The sequence below is a fragment of the Halorubrum sp. B52 genome (genome assembly GCF_059752555.1).
Genome location: NZ_MWTG01000009.1, coordinates 142757 through 160952 on the forward strand (window position 1 = coordinate 142757; position 18196 = coordinate 160952).

At 68.6% G+C, this 18196-nt stretch carries 15 protein-coding genes; 6 read left to right on the forward strand and 9 right to left on the reverse strand.

Annotated features, from left to right (window positions below; all coding sequences use genetic code 11):
- The first annotated feature begins 1 nt into the window (after position 1).
- Both B4V04_RS09310 and B4V04_RS09315 read left to right on the forward strand, forming a co-directional pair.
- The gene (locus B4V04_RS09310; RefSeq protein WP_498231077.1) at positions 2-1030 is read left to right on the forward strand and encodes a ribonucleotide-diphosphate reductase subunit beta; all 1029 of its coding nucleotides are present in this window, start codon (positions 2-4) and stop codon (positions 1028-1030) included.
- 2 nt (positions 1031-1032) lie between these two features.
- Complete coding sequence (locus tag B4V04_RS09315) at positions 1033-2721, forward strand: ribonucleoside-diphosphate reductase subunit alpha (RefSeq protein WP_498231079.1); 1689 nt, start codon at positions 1033-1035, stop codon at positions 2719-2721.
- Positions 2722-2885: 164 nt separating this feature from the next.
- Here the strand turns inward: B4V04_RS09315 and B4V04_RS09320 are convergent, their stop codons facing one another.
- On the reverse strand, positions 2886-4115 hold the full coding sequence (locus tag B4V04_RS09320; RefSeq protein ID WP_498231080.1) for an SPFH domain-containing protein: 1230 nt from the start codon (positions 4113-4115) through the stop codon (positions 2886-2888).
- A gap of 182 nt (positions 4116-4297) precedes the next feature.
- Between B4V04_RS09320 and B4V04_RS09325 the strand changes: the two genes are divergently transcribed.
- Positions 4298-5602, forward strand: coding sequence for an O-acetylhomoserine aminocarboxypropyltransferase/cysteine synthase family protein (locus B4V04_RS09325; protein WP_498231082.1), 1305 nt, complete (start codon positions 4298-4300; stop codon positions 5600-5602).
- A gap of 25 nt (positions 5603-5627) precedes the next feature.
- Here the strand turns inward: B4V04_RS09325 and B4V04_RS09330 are convergent, their stop codons facing one another.
- Together B4V04_RS09330 and B4V04_RS09335 are read right to left on the reverse strand one after the other, a co-directional pair.
- Positions 5628-6458, reverse strand: coding sequence for an ABC transporter permease (locus tag B4V04_RS09330; RefSeq protein ID WP_498231084.1), 831 nt, complete (start codon positions 6456-6458; stop codon positions 5628-5630).
- Entirely contained in the window at positions 6455-7453 is a 999-nt protein-coding gene (locus tag B4V04_RS09335) for an ABC transporter ATP-binding protein (protein WP_498231086.1), read from the reverse strand. The genes B4V04_RS09330 and B4V04_RS09335 overlap by 4 nt, the downstream gene beginning before the upstream one ends.
- A gap of 304 nt (positions 7454-7757) precedes the next feature.
- Here B4V04_RS09335 and B4V04_RS09340 point away from each other — a divergent pair, with 304 nt between their 5' ends.
- Positions 7758-9173: a GntP family permease gene (locus B4V04_RS09340; protein WP_498231088.1), complete on the forward strand. Its 1416-nt coding sequence runs from the start codon at positions 7758-7760 to the stop codon at positions 9171-9173.
- A gap of 49 nt (positions 9174-9222) precedes the next feature.
- Here B4V04_RS09340 and ligA read toward each other — a convergent pair whose 3' ends face one another.
- Positions 9223-11403: an NAD-dependent DNA ligase LigA gene (gene ligA / locus B4V04_RS09345; protein ID WP_498231090.1), complete on the reverse strand. Its 2181-nt coding sequence runs from the start codon at positions 11401-11403 to the stop codon at positions 9223-9225.
- A 71-nt stretch (positions 11404-11474) separates the two neighbouring features.
- Positions 11475-12668, reverse strand: coding sequence for a metal-dependent hydrolase family protein (locus tag B4V04_RS09350; RefSeq protein ID WP_498231092.1), 1194 nt, complete (start codon positions 12666-12668; stop codon positions 11475-11477).
- Between the two features lie 116 nt (positions 12669-12784).
- On the opposite strand from B4V04_RS09350, the gene B4V04_RS09355 reads away from it, so the two are divergent.
- Positions 12785-14449, forward strand: coding sequence for an HVO_2922 family protein (locus tag B4V04_RS09355; RefSeq protein ID WP_498231094.1), 1665 nt, complete (start codon positions 12785-12787; stop codon positions 14447-14449).
- A gap of 34 nt (positions 14450-14483) precedes the next feature.
- Here the strand turns inward: B4V04_RS09355 and B4V04_RS09360 are convergent, their stop codons facing one another.
- Together B4V04_RS09360 and B4V04_RS09365 are read right to left on the reverse strand one after the other, a co-directional pair.
- Positions 14484-14753, reverse strand: a complete 270-nt coding sequence (locus tag B4V04_RS09360; protein WP_498231096.1) for a glutaredoxin family protein — start codon at positions 14751-14753, stop codon at positions 14484-14486.
- A 117-nt stretch (positions 14754-14870) separates the two neighbouring features.
- Positions 14871-16052, reverse strand: coding sequence for a CBS domain-containing protein (locus B4V04_RS09365; RefSeq protein WP_498231097.1), 1182 nt, complete (start codon positions 16050-16052; stop codon positions 14871-14873).
- 194 nt (positions 16053-16246) lie between these two features.
- Between B4V04_RS09365 and B4V04_RS09370 the strand changes: the two genes are divergently transcribed.
- Complete coding sequence (locus B4V04_RS09370; protein ID WP_498231099.1) at positions 16247-16645, forward strand: cupin domain-containing protein; 399 nt, start codon at positions 16247-16249, stop codon at positions 16643-16645.
- A 24-nt stretch (positions 16646-16669) separates the two neighbouring features.
- Here B4V04_RS09370 and B4V04_RS09375 read toward each other — a convergent pair whose 3' ends face one another.
- Both B4V04_RS09375 and B4V04_RS09380 read right to left on the reverse strand, forming a co-directional pair.
- Positions 16670-17473: a M14 family metallopeptidase gene (locus tag B4V04_RS09375; RefSeq protein ID WP_498231101.1), complete on the reverse strand. Its 804-nt coding sequence runs from the start codon at positions 17471-17473 to the stop codon at positions 16670-16672.
- 78 nt (positions 17474-17551) lie between these two features.
- Positions 17552-18115, reverse strand: coding sequence for a DUF309 domain-containing protein (locus B4V04_RS09380; RefSeq protein WP_498231102.1), 564 nt, complete (start codon positions 18113-18115; stop codon positions 17552-17554).
- Between the last annotated feature and the right edge of the window lie 81 nt (positions 18116-18196).

An 18196-nucleotide genomic window follows, 5' to 3' on the forward strand; every position in this document is an offset into this window, starting at 1 on the left:
GATGAGTGAAAGCGAAAACCCAAACGCGAACGCGAGCACAGACCCAGACACAGAGACGGACATCTTCTCGGAGAGAAGACAACTGAAGCCCTACGAGTACAGCGAGTTCCTCGACTACGTCGAGGCGATCCGGAACAGCTACTGGGTACACACGGAGTTTAATTTCGACGGAGATGTCCAAGACTTCAAAGTCAACACGACTCCTGCTGAGCAGACCGTCATCAAGCGGACGATGTTGGCTATCGCGCAGATCGAGGTACAGGTGAAGACGTTCTGGTCGGACATCTACGAGGAGATGCCCAAAGCCGAGGTCGGGAACGTGGGTATGACCTTTGCGGAAAGCGAGGTGCGCCATATGGACGCTTACAGTCACCTACTCGACGTCTTAGGAATCACGGACGATTTCGAGCAGGTAACTGAGGAGCCGGCGATGAAAAAGCGGATCGAGTATCTCGACGAGTATCTGGAGAAGAGCGAGAGCGACGACGAACGGCAGTACGTGATGAGCATCCTGCTGTTCAGCACGTTCGTCGAACACGTATCGCTATTCAGCCAGTTCCTCATAATGACGAGCTTCGACAAGCACGAAAAGAAGTTCAAGGGGATAGCGAACGCCGTCGAAGCAACCAGCAAAGAGGAGCAGATTCACGGTCTGTTCGGGGTCGAGCTGGTGGAGACGATCAGAGAGGAGAACCCGGACCTCTTCGATGATGATTTCGAGGAAGACGTCCAAGAAGCCTGTCAGCAGGCCTACGAGGCAGAGATGGAGATTCTAGATTGGATATTCGATGACGGCGAGCTGGAGTTCCTTCCCAGGGCGCACGTCGACGCGTTCCTGCGAGACCGGTTCAACCAGAGTCTGGAAAACGTCGACGTGGAACCGATATTCGAGACGGACGATGACCTGCTCGAAGAGACGCGCTGGTTCGACGAGGACATTACGATGACCAAGGATAACGACTTCTTTAGCAAGCGGTCGACCACGTACAACAAACACACGCAGAGCGTTACCGCTGAGGACATGTTCTAACAATGGCACAAACAGCACTCGACAGAGTTGCGGAACAGCATAACGAACCGTTCTACTGGCTGAACGAGGACAGTAGGGAGTTTCTCAGAGAGGGATACCTGGTTGAGGGCGTCGATGCGGAAGAGAGAGTCAGACAGATAGCGGAGCGCGCCGAAGAGATACTCGGCGAGGAGGGCTTCGCGGACAAGTTCTACGAGTACATGAGCCGCGGCTTCTACAGTCTCGCCAGCCCAGTGTGGGCCAACTTCGGACTGGACAGAGGCCTTCCTATCAGTTGCTTCGGCAGCTACATGGAGGATAACATAGAGAGTATTCTCTACACCCAAGCCGAAGTGGGTGAAATGACCAAGCAGGGCGGAGGCACGAGCGGGTACTTCGGTGAGCTGCGGCCGCGAGGCAGTCAGATAACGAACAACGGGAAGAGCAACGGGAGTTACAGTTTCACAGAGCTGTTCGATACGATCATCAACGTCATCAGCCAGGGCGAAACCCGGCGAGGCCAGTTCGCCGGCTACATCGACGTCGAACACGACGACCTGGAAGAATGGCTTAACATCAAAACCGAAGGGGACCCAGTACAGGACATCTACTACGGCGTCATCATCGGTGACGACTGGTTTCAGGCGATGATTGACGGCGACGAAGAGAAGCGAGAGACTTGGGCGGATATCATCGAGACCCGGATCAATATCGGTGTCCCGTATATCATCTTCCGGGGGAACATGAACGAGGGGAAGCCACAGGTCTACAAGGACAAGGATTACCAGATTAACGCGTCCAATCTGTGTACCGAAATAGCGCTGCCGGCCACGGCGGACGAGAGCTTCGTCTGCTGTCTCTCAAGTATGAACGCTCTCCACTACGACGAATGGAAGGATACCGATGCAGTGGAGACACTGACGCGGTTCCTGGACGCAGTGATGGAGGAGTTCATCCAGTGCACGGAAGGAGTACAGTTCATGGAGCGGGCCGTGCGGTTTGCGAAGAGACACAGAGCGATAGGGATCGGCGTCCTCGGGTGGCACAGCTATCTCCAGAGCAACATGATCCCCTTCGACAGCATGGAGGCGATGGAAAAGAACGGGGAGATGTTCCGGACCATCAAAGAGCGGAGCTACGAGGCAAGTGAAGCGCTTGCCGATGAGTTCGGGGAGCCGGAGGTTCTCGAGGGCTACGGCAGGCGGAACGCGACGACGATGAGCGTGGCTCCGACGAAATCGAGCAGCGTCATTCTGGGTCAGGTCAGTCCGAGCATCGAGCCGCTGAAATCGAACTACTTCGTGCGAGACGGTGCGAAGCTAAAGTCGACGCAAAAAAACAGATTCCTTCAGACGATACTGGCGGAGCGGGGCAAAGACACGCGCGAAGTCTGGGACAGCATCGCGAATAAAGACGGGAGCGTTCAACATCTCGAGTGTCTGACGGACGAAGAGAAAGAGGTGTTCAAGACCTTCGCCGAGATACCACAGATGGCGATCATAAACCAGGCGGCACAGAGACAGAAGTACATAGACCAAGCACAGAGCGTGAACGTCTCGATCGACCCGAGCGAAGTGAGCGTTAAGGAGATTAATCAGCTCTACATAGAAGCTTGGAAGAAAGGGGTCAAGAGCCTCTACTATCAGCACAGCGTGAACGCTGCACAGAAATTCAGTCGAGACATCCTCGAGTGTAGAGCCTGTGAGAGCTGATCGTCACTCGTAGTCGGCTCGCCTGCCCTCCCGGTCGCTCCGTCTTCGACTCCGGATCGACGTCCCGGTCCGCTCGGTGACCGACGTCTTCCGGGTCCGGGAACGTCGGCGGCGCGGTCGTGGCGACCTGCTCCATCGACGACGTGTGGTGCCGTGAGTCGGGCTTACGTCCCCGGCCGCTCGCTTTCGGCCTCCAGCTCGATATCCCGTTCGGCCTCGCGGGTCTCCTCCTCCTGCCGGGCGAGGTCGACGTCGCGGGCGGTGTCCGCGTCCCGCGTCTCGTCGGTCCGCAGGTCGCTGTCGGCCACCGTGTCGAGCTGTTCGAGGGCGCTCTCGATGTCCTCCAACCCGAGGAGCTTCTCCGTCTCCTCGTCGAACTCCTTGCCTTCGAGCCCCTCCATCTGCTGAACGTCGGAGCCGGAGAGCGCCTTGCCGTAGCGGCCGACGAGGCTGGTGAGCTCCTGCGGGAGGACGAACGTCGTGGACTCGCCCTTGCCGATCTCTTCGAGGGTCTCCATGCCGCGCTCGATGATGGCGCGCTCGCCCATCGACTCGGCGGAGCGCGCGCGGAGGACCGTCGAGATCGCGTCCCCCTGCGCCTCCAGGATCTGGCTCTGTTTTTCCCCCTGCGCGCGGATGATGTTCGACTGCTTGTCACCCTCCGCCTGCTCGACCGCGGAGCGGCGTTCCCCCTGCGCCTCCAGGATCATCGCGCGGCGGCGGCGCTCGGCGCCGGTCTGCTGCTCCATCGCGCGCTGGACCTCCTGTGAGGGGCTCACCTCGCGGACCTCGACGGCCTCGACGCGGATCCCCCACTCGTCGGTCGGCTCGTCCAACTCCTCGTTGATGCGGTCGTTGATCTGGTCGCGCCGGGAGAGCGTGTCGTCGAGCTCCATGTCGCCGAGGACGGCGCGGAGCGTGGTCTGCGCGAGGTTCGAGACGGCCCGCTTGTAGTCGTCGACCTCTAAGAAGGCCTTCTTCGCGTCCATCACCTTGATGTAGACGACCGCGTCCGCCGTCACCGGCGAGTTGTCCCGCGTGATCGCCGACTGGCTCGGCACGTCGATCGTCTGGGTCCGCATGTCGAACGCGTACGTCCGGGAGACGAACGGCGGGATGAGGTGCACGCCCGGCTCCAGCAGCTTCCGGTACTCGCCGAACACCGTGAGCGCCTCCTTCTCGTAGGCGTCGACGATCTCGACCGCGCTGACGACCGTGACGGCCGCCAGCAACACCGCGAGCGCGGCCACGCCGAAGACGAGGCTCTGGCTGAGGAGGGCGAAGCCGACGAGCAGCGCGGCGCCGAGCGCCGTGTACTGCCAGACGGCGTCCGGGATACCCCCCACCGCGTCCTCCAGCTCGAGGGCGTCGCCGCGCGGACCTTGAGTTCCCATAACTTGAATTACGGTTCGACGCTGTTAACGGTTCGCACGAGCAGGCCTCGACGACGACGAGCGGCGCCGAACGACCCCGAGTGCCCTCCGAGTGACCCCGAGCGGTGCCGACGTCTCCGAGGAACCGGTAACGCCACGTCCATGCGACCGTTTTTAAATAGGTAGCGGGCACACCTCCACGCATGCCATCCGACGAGGACCAGCCCGACCGCGAGTTCCGCACCCGAAGCGTCCACGCCGGCTCCGATCCGGACCCGGCGACCGGCGCCCGCGCCACGCCCATCTATCAGACGACCTCCTACGAGTTCGAGGACGCCGACCACGCCGCCCGGCTGTTCGCGTTAGAGGAGGCCGGAAACGTCTACTCGCGGATCATGAACCCGACGAACGCTGCCTTAGAGGAGCGGATCGCCTCCCTCGAGAACGGGGTCGGCGCGGTCGCCACCTCCTCGGGGATGGCGGCGCTCGACCTGGCGACGTTCATGCTCGCGTCCGCGGGCGACAACGTCGTCTCCTCGTCGGCGCTGTACGGCGGCACCTACACCTACCTCACTCACTCCGTCGAGCGGCGCGGGATCTCGACGCGGTTCGTCGACCCGCTCGACTACGAGGGGTACGCCGACGCCATCGACGAGGACACCGCCTACGTCCACCTCGAGACCATCGGGAACCCGGCCCTCGTCACGCCGGACATCGAGCGGATCGCCGACATCGCGCACGACCACGGCGTCCCGCTGTTCGTCGACAACACGTTCGCGACGCCGTACCTCTGCCGCCCGCTCGACCACGGCGCGGACCTCGTCTGGGAGTCGACGACGAAGTGGCTCACCGGTAACGGGACCACCGTCGGCGGCGTCCTCGTCGACGGCGGCTCCTTCCCGTGGGGCGAGTACCCCGAGAAGTTCCCGGAGATCGCGCAGGACAATCCCGCGTACCACGGGATCAACTACGTCGACGCCTTCGGCGACGCGGCGTTCACCTTCGCGGCGGTCACCCGCGGGCTCCGCGACCTGGGGAACCAGCAGTCGCCGTTCGACGCGTGGAACACGCTCCAGCAGACGGAGTCGCTCCCCCTCCGGATGGAGCGCCACTGCGAGAACGCCGGCATCGTCGCCGAGTACCTCGACGAGCACGCGGACGTCGCGTGGGTGAACTACCCGGGCCTGGAGAGCCACGAGACCCACGACGAGGCGAGCGAGTACCTCGAGGGCGGCTACGGCGGCATGATCACCTTCGGGCTGGAGGGCGGCTACGAGGCCGCGAAGGGGACCGTCGAGAACGCCGACCTCGCGTCGCTGCTCGCGAACGTCGGCGACGCGAAGACGCTCGTCATCCACCCGGCGTCGACGACCCACCAGCAGCTGACCGAGGAGGAGCAGGAGGCCGCGGGCGTCACCGGCGACATGGTGCGGCTCTCGGTCGGCATCGAGGACCCGGCCGACATCGTCGCCGACCTCGAGGCCGCGATCGAGCGCGCGACGGCGTAACCGGCCGCGAGACGGCCGCCTTCGTTTATAAGTCGTCGGCGTCGAACTTCCAGAGCCCGACCAGCGGCGGCGCGACCGTCCAGAACACGAGCATCGACGCCGCCGAGATCTGTCTGTTGACGGTTTCGCCGGAGAACAGCTGCTCCGCGAGGAACGCGTTCGACAGGATCTCGACGCCGGTCGTCGGGTTCGACACCCGGAGGAACGTCCGGACCTGCTCCGTCGACACCGGCAGCGGGTCGACGATCCCGCCCGCGGCGCCGAGGAACTGCCCGGTGACGGCGCCCCACAGCAGCACGAACAGGACGTAGATCGAGACGCCGCCGATCAGCGCGCGTCGCTGCGTCGACGCGGCGGCCGAGCAGCCGACCGCGATCGCGACGAAGACGACCCCCAGCACCGCGGCGAAGACGGTGAACCCGAAGAACGATCCGGCGTTGAACGCCGCGATCCCCCCGGTCTGCGCGAGCACGGCCAACACGACCGCGGGCAGCAGGAACCCGGTGAACACCGCCACCGACAGCGCGGCGCCGCGGCCGACCACCTTCCCGAAGACGACGTCGGCCCGCGAGTGCGGCAGCGAGAGGAGCAGCTTCAGGGAGCCGGACTCGCGCTCGCCGCTCACGGCGTTGTAGCCGATCACGACCGCGACGAGGGGGACGAGCGTCGTCACGAGGAACGGCCTGACGAAGAAGCGGAGGAGCAGCTCCGTCGCGAACTGCTCGCCCTGCCCGGTCGGCCTGATGACGAACGCGAAGACGGCGACGAGCAGCGAGAACAGCGCCACGAGGGCGATCATGCCCCGCGAGCGCACCGCGTCCTGGAAGTCCTTCTCCGCGATGGCGGCGAGGCTCATCGGTCCACCTCCCCGTCCGGTGCGGCCGAGTCGGGCTTTCCGCCCTCGGATTCCGCCGCGTCGCCCTCCGCCGCATCGCCTTCCGTGTACGCCAAGAAGAGGTCCTCCAGCGACGCCTCTCGGGTGTGGAAGTCGTCGACGGCGACCCCGGCGTCCTCCAGCGCGGCGATGACGCGCGTCTTCGCGCCGTCGGCGCAGCTCACGACGAGCGCGTCGCCGTCGCGGTCGACGCGGCTGACGCCCTCGACCGCGCGGACCGCCTCGACGGCCGCGTCGCCCGCGCCGTCCGTCCCGTTCGCGCCGCCGACGGCGATCTCCAGCGTCTCCTCGCCGCCGACGGCCTCGCGGAGCCCCTCCACGGAGTCCTCGGCGACGAGTTCGCCGTCGCGGAGGATGCCGACGCGGTCGCAGACGGCGTCGACCTGTTCGAGGATGTGCGACGAGAAGAAGACGGTCGCGCCGCGCTCGGCCTCGCGCTCGACGATCTCGCGCATCTCCTTCGCGCCCGCGGGGTCGAGCCCGGAGGAGGGCTCGTCGAGGACGAGCAGGTCGGGCTCGCCCACGAGCGCCATCGCCAGGGCGAGCCGCTGGCGCATTCCCTTCGAGTAGCCGCCGGCCTTGCGGTCGGCGTCGCCGAGCAGCCCCACGCGCTCCAGGAGGGCGTCGGGGTCGTCGTCGGCCTCCTTCGACCGGACCGCGAACTCGACGTGCTTCCGCCCGGTGAGCCGGTCGTACACCGAGAAGCCGTCCGGGAGCACGCCGGTCCGCCGCCGGATCGCGACCCCGTCGCTCGTGGCGTCCCGTCCGAGCACGCGCACCGTGCCGGCGGTCGGGCGGACGAGGTCGAGAAGCATGTCGATCGTCGTCGACTTGCCGGCGCCGTTCGGGCCGAGGAACCCGTACACCTCTCCCTCCCGCACGGTGAGGTCGAGGTCGCGGACGGCCGTGACGTCGCCGAACTCCTTCCGCACGCCACGCAGCTCGATGGCGGTCATACCCCTCGTTCCCGCGTCTCCGGATAAAGGGTTGCGGGTCGGTGCGAGGAGCCGCGGCGGAGGGCGTAGCGGAGCGGCCGAGCGACACTCGGATCGGACGCTCGCGGTGCGTCGCTATCGAAACCTAAACTGACAGTCAGATTAAAGTAAAAAATATTTATCTACTATTTGACTATAGTTCGAATATTCTATATGAATATGATCAAAAAGACGAACTCAGTTTAGAATCCGAAAACCGACAGACGAGAGGGCCATCGACGACTCCCATAAAATTTAATTGTTTATTCTGACCATGTCAACCGGGATGGTTCCGACACCACTCCAAGCAACTGTTCAGTTCACGCACAGTCCGTTACTGACATTCATAATCGGGTTGATAATCGTCGTCGCGCTGCTCGTGTGGTTGGATCTCCCGGCGTTCGTCGGGCTGATCATCTCGGCGTTCCTGGTCGGCGTGGTGAACACGGTCTTCGTCGCGGACTTCACCGCCGCCGACGCGGGCAGCCAGGTCGCGACGGCGTTCGGGAACGGCATGGCCGGGATCGGGATACCGATCCTCATGGCCGCGGTCATCGGAAAGGGGATGTTGGAGAGCGGGGCGGCTCAACGGATCGTCCGCGGGTTCCAGAACGCGCTCGGCGAGGACAACTCCGACGTGTCGCTGCTCGGGAGCAGTTCCGTGCTGGCGATCCCGGTGTTCTTCGACAGCGTGTTCTACCTCATGGCGCCGCTCGCGCGCTCGATGCGGGCGCGGGTCGGCCGCGACTACACCCTGTTCATCGTCGTCGTCGGCGCGGGTGCGGCGACGACGCACGTGTTCGTTCCGCCGACTCCCGGCCCGCTCGCGGTCGCCGACGAGGTCGGGAGCAACCTCGGGACGACGATCGTCATCGGGCTCGTAACCGCCATCCCGGCGGCGATCATGTCCGGACTCGTCTACGGCCGCTGGATCAACAACCGGCTCGACATCCCGCTGCGGGACACGATGGCGACCTCGACGGAGGAGCTGCAGGAGGTCGCCGACCGGCCGACCAGCGAGCTGCCGGGCGTGCTGGAGTCGCTGGCGCCGATCCTGCTGGCCGTCCTGCTGATCGCGTCCTCGACGGCCGTCAACACGTTCCAGGAGGTCGTTCCGGCGCTGGCGTCGCTGCAGCCGTTCACGGACTTCCTCGGGAACAAGAACGTCGCGCTGACCATCGCCGCGCTCGCGGCCGCGTACACGTTCTACCGCTACGACACCATGAGCCGGAGCGAGTGGAGCGACGAGCTCACCGAGGCCCTGAAAAGCGGCGGCAACATCGCCGCGATCACCGCGGCCGGCGGGGCGTTCGGCGCGCTGCTCGCCGCCTCCGGCATCGGTGACTACCTGGCCGGCGCGCTCCAGGAAGTGGGGATCGGGCTGCTCGTCACGGCCTGGCTCATCGCCGCCATCGTCCGTATCGCCCAGGGGTCGGCCACGGCCGCGATGCTGACCGCCGCGGGGATCATGGCGCCGCTCACCGGACAGCTGACCGTCCACCCGGCCTACCTCGTGATGGCGATCGGCGCCGGCGGGAACATCTTCTCGTGGTTCAACGACTCCGGCTTCTGGCTCGTCAGCGAGATCGGGGGGCTCACCAAGGGGGAGACGCTCCAGACCTGGACCGCCCTCACGACGATCATCTCGGTGACCGGGATCGTGACCGTGCTGATCGTCTCCACGGTCCTCCCGCTCGCCTGACGCCGACCCGCCGTTTTTTTCGAGCGTTTCCGCCGGCGACGCCCCCGTCCTACTCGTCGCCCTCGGGCGGCCACGCCACGCCGCGCTCCGCGAGCAGGTCGGCGAAGGCGTCCTCGTCGAGCACGGGGACGCCCTCGCTCTCGGCGTCGCTTCGCTTCGATCGCCCCGGGTCCTCGCCGGCGACGAGGTAGTCGGTGTTGCCCGACACGCTCGACGTGGCGTTCGCGCCGTGCGCCTCCACGTGCGCCTGCGCCTCGCTCCGCGTCGTCGACAGCGACCCGGTGAAGACGAAGGTGAGCCCGTCGAGCGCGTCGCCGGACTCGACCTCGACCGACTCGGGCTCGACGCCGCGCTCGCGGAGGCCCTCGATCGCGGCTCGGTTCTCCTCGTTGTCGAAGAAGTCGCGGATCGACTCGGCCACTTCCGGACCGACGTCGTCGACCTCGCGCAGCGCCGCCTCGTCGGCGTCGAGAATCGAGTCGAGGTCGCCGAACTGCGCCGCGAGCGCGCGGGCGGTCGTCGCGCCCACGTCGGGGATCCCGAGCCCGGCGAGGAAGGCGTCGAGCGGCGGCTCCTTCGTCGCCTCCAGCTCCGCGACGAGGTTCTCGGCGCTCGTCTCGCCCCACCCCTCGAGCGCGGCGAGCTCCTCGACCGTCAGGTCGTACAGGTCCGGCAGCGACTCCACGAGCCCGGCCTCGCGGAGCTGCTCGACGCGTTCGGGACCCAGCCCATCGACGTCGAGCGCGTCCCGCCGCGCCCAGTGCTCGACCGCGCGCTCCAGCTGCGCCGGGCAGCCCAGCCCGCCAGTGCAGAAGGCGAGCGGCCCGTCGCGCTCGACGGGGGCGTCGCATATCGGACACGTCTCGGGGAACTCGTAGGTCCCCTCGGAGCGCTTCTCGACGACCTCCGGGACGTACGGGATCACGTCGCCAGCGCGGTAGATCCGCACGCGGTCGCCGACGTTCACGCCGAGCGCCTCGATCTCGGCGGGGTTGTGGAGCGTCGCCCGCGACACCGTGACGCCGCCGACGTCGACCGGATCGAGCTCGGCGACGGGAGTGAGCCGGCCCGTCCGCCCCACCTGCACGGTGATCCCCTCGACGGTCGTCGTCGCGGTCCGCGGCGGGAACTTGTGGGCGAACGCCCAGCGCGGCGCCCGCGACGTCGACCCGAGCGCCTCGCGGTGGGCCCGGTCGTCGACCGCGATCACGGCGCCGTCGATCTCGTAGTCGAGGTCGTCGCGATCGGCCATTAGGCGGTCGCGGTACTCGATCGCCTCCTCGATGTCGCCGACGCGCTCGACCCGGTCGGTCCGGCGGAGCCCGAACGCGTCGAACGCGTCGAACTCCGCCCAGTGGGTGTCGGGGCGCTCCGGGGGGCCGGCGTCGTCGCCGCCCTCGGCTCCTCCCGCCGCCCCGTCGCCGGTCTCCCACGCCAGCACGTCGAAGAAGAAGACGTCGAGCGGGCGCTCGGCGACGACGGCGGGGTCGAGCTGACGGAGGGTCCCGGCCGCGGCGTTGCGGGGGTTCGCGAACGGCTCCTCGCCGCGCTCCATCAGCGCCTCGTTGTACGCGTCGAACGCGTCGCGGGGCATGTACGCCTCGCCGCGGACCGCCAGCGTCTCCGGCGGGTCGCCGCGGAGCCGGCCGGGAACGGACCGGATCGTCCGCACCTGCTCGGTGACGTCGTCGCCCTCGATCCCGTCGCCGCGGGTCGCGGCGCGGGCGTAGACGCCGTCCTCGTACACCACCTCGACGGAGAGGCCGTCGAACTTCGGCTCGCAGACGTACGCGACCTCGTCGGGGTCGAACCCCTCGGCGTCGAGCCCCCGCCGGACGCGCTCGTCGAACTCGCGAACCGCCTCGGCCTCGGTCGCGTTGTCGATGGAGCGCATCGGCGCGACGTGTTCGACCGTCTCCAGTTCGTCGAGCGGCTCGCCGCCGACTCGGCGGGTCGGGGAGTCCTCCGTCGGGAGGTCGAACGCCTCCTCCAGCGCCTCGAGCCGGGCGAACAGCCGGTCGTACGTCTCGTCGGCGATCAGCGGATCCGCCTCGACGTAGTACCGGTGGTCGTGCTCCCGGACCGCCGCCCGGAGCAGCGACGCCTGCTCGGCGGCCGCCTCGGCCGAGAGCTCGTCGACCGGCTCGAAGTCGGTCGGCGGCGCCTCGACGTAGGGGTTCTCGTCCGGGTCCGCGTGCCGGGGCGACGACCCGGATTGCGCGCTCGTCATCGGCCGATCCTTGCGGCGGCTCGGGTTAAAAACGCGGGTTCGCTCTCGCGGCCCCGGCGCGGAGAGCTACCCTACGCCACGCGGTCGCCGGCGGCGAACACCGCCTCCGGCTCCCGCCACGCCTCGACGTCCTCGGTCGGGTCGGCGTCGAGGAGGACGAGGTCGGCGCGGTATCCTTCCTCGACGCGGCCGACGCCGTCGAGCCCGAGGAGGTCGGCGGCGTTGACGGTGGCGGCCTCCAGCGCCGCCTCCGGCGAGAGCCCGTAGTCGACCATGTACGCCAGCTCTCGCGGGATGTCCTCGAAGAAGTTGAACGGCGTGCCCGCGTCGGTGCCCATCGCGATCGGCACGTCGGCCGCCAGCGCGTGGTCCCACGCGTCGTCGAAGCGGTCGGCGGCGTCCTCGGCCTTCGCGACAGCGTCCTCGGGGATCCCGGCCTCGACGCCGTTGTCGACGATGCCGCGGAGCGCGCTCGCGGTCGGGACCCAGTAGGTGCCCCGGTCGGCCATCATCTCTGCGGCCTCGCGGTCCATGAACGTCCCGTGCTCGACGCTCGAGATGCCGGCCTCGACCGCGTTCTTGATCCCCTCCTCGCCGTGGGCGTGGGCCGCGGTCGGCGTGTCCGTCGGCGCCGCCGCGTCGGTGAACGCGGCGAGCTCCTCGGGCGTCAGCTCGGGGGCGCCGGTCACCGCGCCCTCGGTGAGGACGCCGCCGGTCGCCATGCACTTGAGCACGTCCGCGCCCGCCTTCAGCTGCTCGCGGGCCGCCTTCCGGACCTCGGCCGGCCCGTCGGCCTCGCGCCCGAACCAGTTGCCGTGGCCGCCGGTCATGATCACGTTGCGGCCGCACGCGAGGACCCGCGCGCCGTCGATCTCGCCGGCGGCGACCGCCTCGCCGGCGTCGAGCGCGAGGGTTCCCCGGCTCCCGAGGTCGCGGACCGTCGTGACGCCGGCCTCGACCGCCGACCGCAGGTTGCCCGCGGCCCGGTAGCTCGCGGTGTAGTCGCTGTCGGAGACCGCGGTCGCGACGTCGGGTCGCCCGTCCATCATCACGTGGACGTGCGCGTCGATCAGCCCGGGCGCGACGACCTTCCCCGCTGCGTCGACCTCGGTGACTTCGCCGTCGCTCCCGTCGGCGACCGCCGCGACCGCCTCGTCGACCGCTCCCGGGTCGCCGACCGCGACGATCTCGCCGTCCGCGACCGCGACGTCTGCCCCGCGACTTCCGGCCGCGTCGACGACTCGTCCGCCTCTGAGAACGTGCATACCGCTACGAGGGACCGTTCGACGGGTAAACGCTCGGATCGCGGTAGTCCGGCACGGTATATGATACTGTGTCACACACCACCACTTATAACCGGGCGGCCGGAGTCTCCGAACTCATGGCAACAGATGATCGGCCGGACCGAGGCGGCGGACTGTACGCGCGGCGGATCGGCACGCCGACCACGAACGACGAGGTGAACGGCTACTGGCTGTTCGGGTTCGGGGTTCTGCTCGGGCTGGCCGGGGTCGCGCTGTTCTTCCTCACCGAATCGGCGACGTCGACCCGCGGCATCGCGTACGCGCTGGCCGCGCTGGCGCCGCCGTTCGTCATGCTCGGGGCCGTGATCCGGTTCCCGCTCCGTCGAACGGGGACCTATCTCGGCTACCTCGGGACGGCGGTGAGCGTCCTCGGCGTCGTGTGGTTCGTGAACATCTTCCCGGAGGGGTGGTTCACCGCCTCCGGCGATTCGACCGTGATCGCGCTGTACGGCGTCGGGCTGCTCCTCATCGGGCTCGCGGGGACGGTCGTCCCGCTGCTCTCCGACCCGGTGTACGAGGACTACGAGCGGATGCAGGGCGAGACGGCCGCCGCCACGGCCGAGCGCGACGAGACGACCGCCGAGCTGGAGGCGACACGGGAGGAACTCGCGTCGACGGAGGACGAACTGGCGTCGACGCGCGAGGAGTTGACCGCCGCCGAGGGGCGCGCCGAGGTCCTCGACGCCGAGATCGCGTCGCTCCGCGAGAGCAAGGCCCGGTTCGAGCTGTTCGAGGACGCGAGCGGGAAGCCGCGCTGGCGGCTCCGCCACCGCAACGGCAACGTCGTCGCGACGTCCGGACAGGGGTACAGCAGCCGCGGGAAGGCCCAGCAGGGGCTCCACGGCGTCCGGCGGAACGCGCTCGGCGCCGGGATCCTCCGGATCGAGACGCCGGTCGAGGAGGCGGCGGCCGTCGCGGCGGACGACGGCCCGGAACCCGAGGACGCCGCGGCGCCGGACGTGGCGGTTCCGAGCGAGGACGAGGCGATCGAGAGCGCGGCGACGTTCGAGCTGTTCGAGGACGCGGGCGGCGAGTGGCGCTGGCGGCTCCGCCACGACAACGGGAACATCATCTCGGACTCGGGTGAAGGGTACGCCTCGAAGTCGAACGCGAAGCGCGCGCTCGCGAGGGTCCGCGAGCACGTCGCCGCCGCGGACTACCTCCGGGTCGATCCGACGGCCTTCGAGATGTTCCGCGACGCGGCGGGCGAGTGGCGCTGGCGGCTCATCCACGAGAACGGCAACGTGCTCGCCGACTCGGGCGAGGGGTACTCCTCGCGCTCGAAGGCGAGGCAGGGGCTCGATAGCGTGCGGTCGAACGCCGCCGAGGCCGGGGTCGAGGACCTCGACGCCGAGGCGGCGGACGACGCCGACGCTGGCGGCGCGAACGCGACGTTCGAGATCTACGAGGACAGGGGCGGCGACTACCGCTGGCGGCTCCGCCACCGCAACGGGAACATTATCGCCGACTCGGGCGAGGGGTACGCCTCGAAGTCCGGCGCGGAGGACGCCGTCGAGCGCGTCCGCGACTACGCGCCGGACGCGTCCGTGCTGGAGGTCGGCGACGCGGCCTTCGAGATCTACGAGGACGCGCGCGAGGAGTGGCGCTGGCGGCTCCGCCACCGCAACGGCAACGTCGTCGCCGACTCGGGCGAGGGCTACGCCTCCCGGTCGAACGCGGTCGAGGCCGTCACGAGGGTGAAGGCGAACGCCCCGGGCGCCGGCGAGGAGACGGTCGCGTAGGGGCTCGATCGACCGCCGAACCGCTTTTTCCCTCTCAGGACGCCGCGAGCAGCTTCAGCCGCAGCTCGCGCTCGTCGACCTCGTACTTGAACGCCGGGTGCCCGTCGATCAGCACGTAGGGGACGCGCTCGCCGTACTCGTCCGCGAGCGCGGGGTCCTCGTCGACGTCGACCATCTCGAGGTCGATCGCCACGTCGAGCCCCGCGGCGGTCTCCTCGATCGTCTCCCGGGCGGCGTCACAGAGGGTGCACTCCTCGCGGGTGTACACCGTGACGGGGACCGCCGTCGCCTCCGAATCGCTCATGGCGTCGGTAGGGCCGTCGGCGTGGAGTCGCTTTCGGTCGGTAGTCGGCGGCCGCCCCCGAGCCCCCGGCCGACGCCCGCTCCCGAGCCGCCGGAGGCGACGCGGGCTCGGTCCGTCTCAGAACACGTCGGGGTCGTCGCCGATCTGTCGCCGCCCGCTGATGATGCTCGGGGTGCCGCCCGTCTGGATGATGTTGAACGCGGTCATCAGGTCCGATCGGGAGATGATCCCGACGAGTCGCTCCTCGCGGTCGACGACGGGGAGGCGCCCGACGCCGTGTTCCTGCATCGTCTGGAGCGCGGTCATCGCGTCCGTCTCCGGGCCGACCGCGACCACGTTCGTCGCCATCACGTCGCCGACGGTGTACGCGTCGCGCTCGACCTCGCGGACCGACCGCGCGTCCTCTAAGGTCACCATCCCGACGAGGTCGTCGCCGCGGAGCACGGGGTAGCCCGTGTGTCGCTCCTCGAACATCCGGCTCATCAGCTCCGCGACGGAGGTGTCCTCCGCCACGGTGTGGAGTTCCTCGCGTCCGGTCATCACGTCGCCGACGGTGACGTCCTCGAAGGCGGCCTTCAGGGTGGTCTGCTGGGCCTCACCGGAGGCGGCGATGTAGATGAAGAAGGCGAGGACGATCAAAAGCAGCTGGAAGTTCAACAGCCCGACGATCCCCATGACGAACGCGAACGCCTTCCCGACCGCGGCGGCGCGCTGGGTCGCCTGCGCGTGCGGCTGGTTCCGGGCCAACAGCGCCCGGAGGACGCGCCCGCCGTCCATCGGGAACGCCGGGAGCATGTTGAACCCGGCGAGCACCACGTTCAACAGCGCGAGGTAGCCGAACACGAACAGCACGGCGTTCGACCCGGCCGGCGCCAGGACGAACACGGCGTAACAGCCGACGCCGACCGCGACGCTGACGATCGGGCCCGCCACCGCGATCCAGAACTCGTGTTTCCAGTCCTCCGGGAACTCGGTGAAGCTGGCGAGCCCGCCGAGCAGCCACAGCGTGATCGACTCGATCTCGTAGCCGTACCGCATGGCGACGACCGAGTGGCCGAACTCGTGGAGGAGGACGCCCGCGAACAGCCCCAGCGCCGCCGACAGCCCGAGGATCCACGGCGTGAGCCCGCCGGCGAGCGCGGCGGGGTCGATGCCGGCGCCGAGCGCCTCGTTCATCACGTCTGCGATCATCTCGACCTGCGACCCGATGAGGTAGGCGAACAGCGGCAACACGATCAGGAACGTCCAGTTGAGCCTGACCGGGATCCCGAGCACGGTCCCGATTTTGAGTCCTCGCATGTCATCGAGTTAGTCGGGTGGGCGGTTAAACGTCCGGGGGTGGCGACGAGAATGCGTGACGGCGGCTTCGAGGCCGGAGCGCGACGGCTTCGGGATCGGCGGGCGACGGCTCCGAGGCGTGCGGCGATCTCCGGAAATCGCGACGCCGACCCGCTCGCCGTCGCTTATAACCGCTCCGCCGCCGATCGGCCGGTATGGACGACGCCACCGACGACACGGCGACGGGCGCACCGGACGCGGTCGTGAAGCGCGGCGACGAGATCGGTTACGAGGCGGTCGACGCCGCCGACGGGCTCCGGAAGGGCGTGCTCCTCGACGCGTCGGACGGCGCCCCGAACTTCGCGATGCGGCGGTTCGAGCTCGCGCCCGGCGCCGCGGTCCCCCGCCACACGAACGCGGTCGAACACGAGCAGTACGTGCTCGCCGGCGAGTACGTGGTGGGGATCGGCGAGACGGAGCACGTCGTCTCCCCCGGCGACGCGCTCCTCATCCCGGCGGGCGTCGAGCACTGGTACCGGAACGACGGCGACGAGCCGGGCGCGTTCATCTGTGCGGTGCCGAACGGCGACGACGAGATCGAACTCGTCGAGTAGGCGATCCCGCCCGCACGCCCGCGGTCACTCGATCGTTCCGACCCGGTCGGCGACGTAGCCGAACTGGTCGCGGTAGCCGTACGGCGACAGCAACACGGGGTAGAACGGCTCGTCGGCGCGGAGCTGCTCGTCGCCGGCGGCCGCGAAGGCCTCGCCGACCTCGACGCGCTCGAAGTTGCGCGCGAACACCTCGTACTCCTCGGCGTCCGGCTTCGGGATCCGGTCGCGGAGCCGGAACACCTCGACGTCGTCGCGGCCGCCCGCGTCGACCACGTCGTCGGCGCCCGGCGCCGGGAGCGCGCCGGTCGCGGCCAGGAACGCCCGCGTCAGCCAGTAGGCGTTGTCCGCCGCCGTCTCCGAGCCCTGCAGGCCGGCCTCCACCTCGAGCGTGTGCGGGTGCTCGATGAGCCGGCCCTCGGTGAACGCGTCCGTCTCGATGACGACGTCGACCGGGAGGTGCGGGGCGACCGCGCGGGTGACCTCGTCCATCGAGTCGATCACCGCGAACGGCTCGGCGGACGACTGCGTCGAGTGGATCGCGAGGGTGGTACACCCCTCGACCTCGGCGGCCAGCTCGGCGGCCAGCCGCTCCTCGTGGGCGTCCGAGTCGGGGTCGCCGGGGAACGCCCTGTTGAGGTCGGCGTCGAGGTAGCGCACTCCGGCGTCGAGCGCCGCCTCGTTGGCGACGATCAGCCGCACCGGGCGCTCGGCGTCGGGGTCGCTGTCGAGGAGCCGTCGGATCGCTCGGGCGCCGCAGGGCTCGTCGCCGTGGATCGCGCCGACGACCGCGACCTCGGGCTCCCCCTCGCCCAGTTCGTACACGTCCATACCCGCACGAGGCGCTCGGCGGGTAAGTCGCGTTCGGATCGGCGCGGTCGGCCGCGCCGCACGGGCTGCACGGGCCGCTCAGTGCGCCTCGTCGATCCGCTCGGCGTACTCGTAGTCGGCCGGATACGCCTCCGGTCGGGCGTCGTCCAGCGGGATCTTCCAGCCGTCGATCGCGGCCGGGTCGCCGAGCGCGTCTCGGAGCGTCGCGCGCACCTCGGCGACGTCGACGCCGTAGAAGTCGTCCGGGACGCCCCGGAGGTACTCCAGCGCGGTCTCGAACAGCGACCGCATCCCGTCGTCGCTCTCGAAGTCCACGTGCTTGTACGCGCCCGCCGCGACCTGCACCATCCCGTGGAGGAAGGCGCTCTCCGTGGTCCCGCTCCCGTAGTTGTACCACTCGTCCTCGAAGCAGTCGTGCGACTCGTGGTACGCGCCGGCGTTGAACAGCCGGACCCCGTGTTCGGTCGCCCGGCGGAGCGTGGCGTGCTCCCAGTGGCCGCCGGCGAGCCGCGCGTCGTCGGGGACGGCGTCCGCGTCGCCGGCGGCGTCGTCGTCCCGTTCCGACCCGTCGTCGGCCGCGTGCCACCCGGTCGGGTCCCCGAGCGGCGGGGCGACGCCGGGGTCCCGGGTGTGCTCGTCCATGCGAACGCCTCTCGGGCCCAGCGACCTAACCGTTTCGCGGCCCGTCCTCGTCGACCGTCGCCGCGTCCGCTCGCGCGCCGC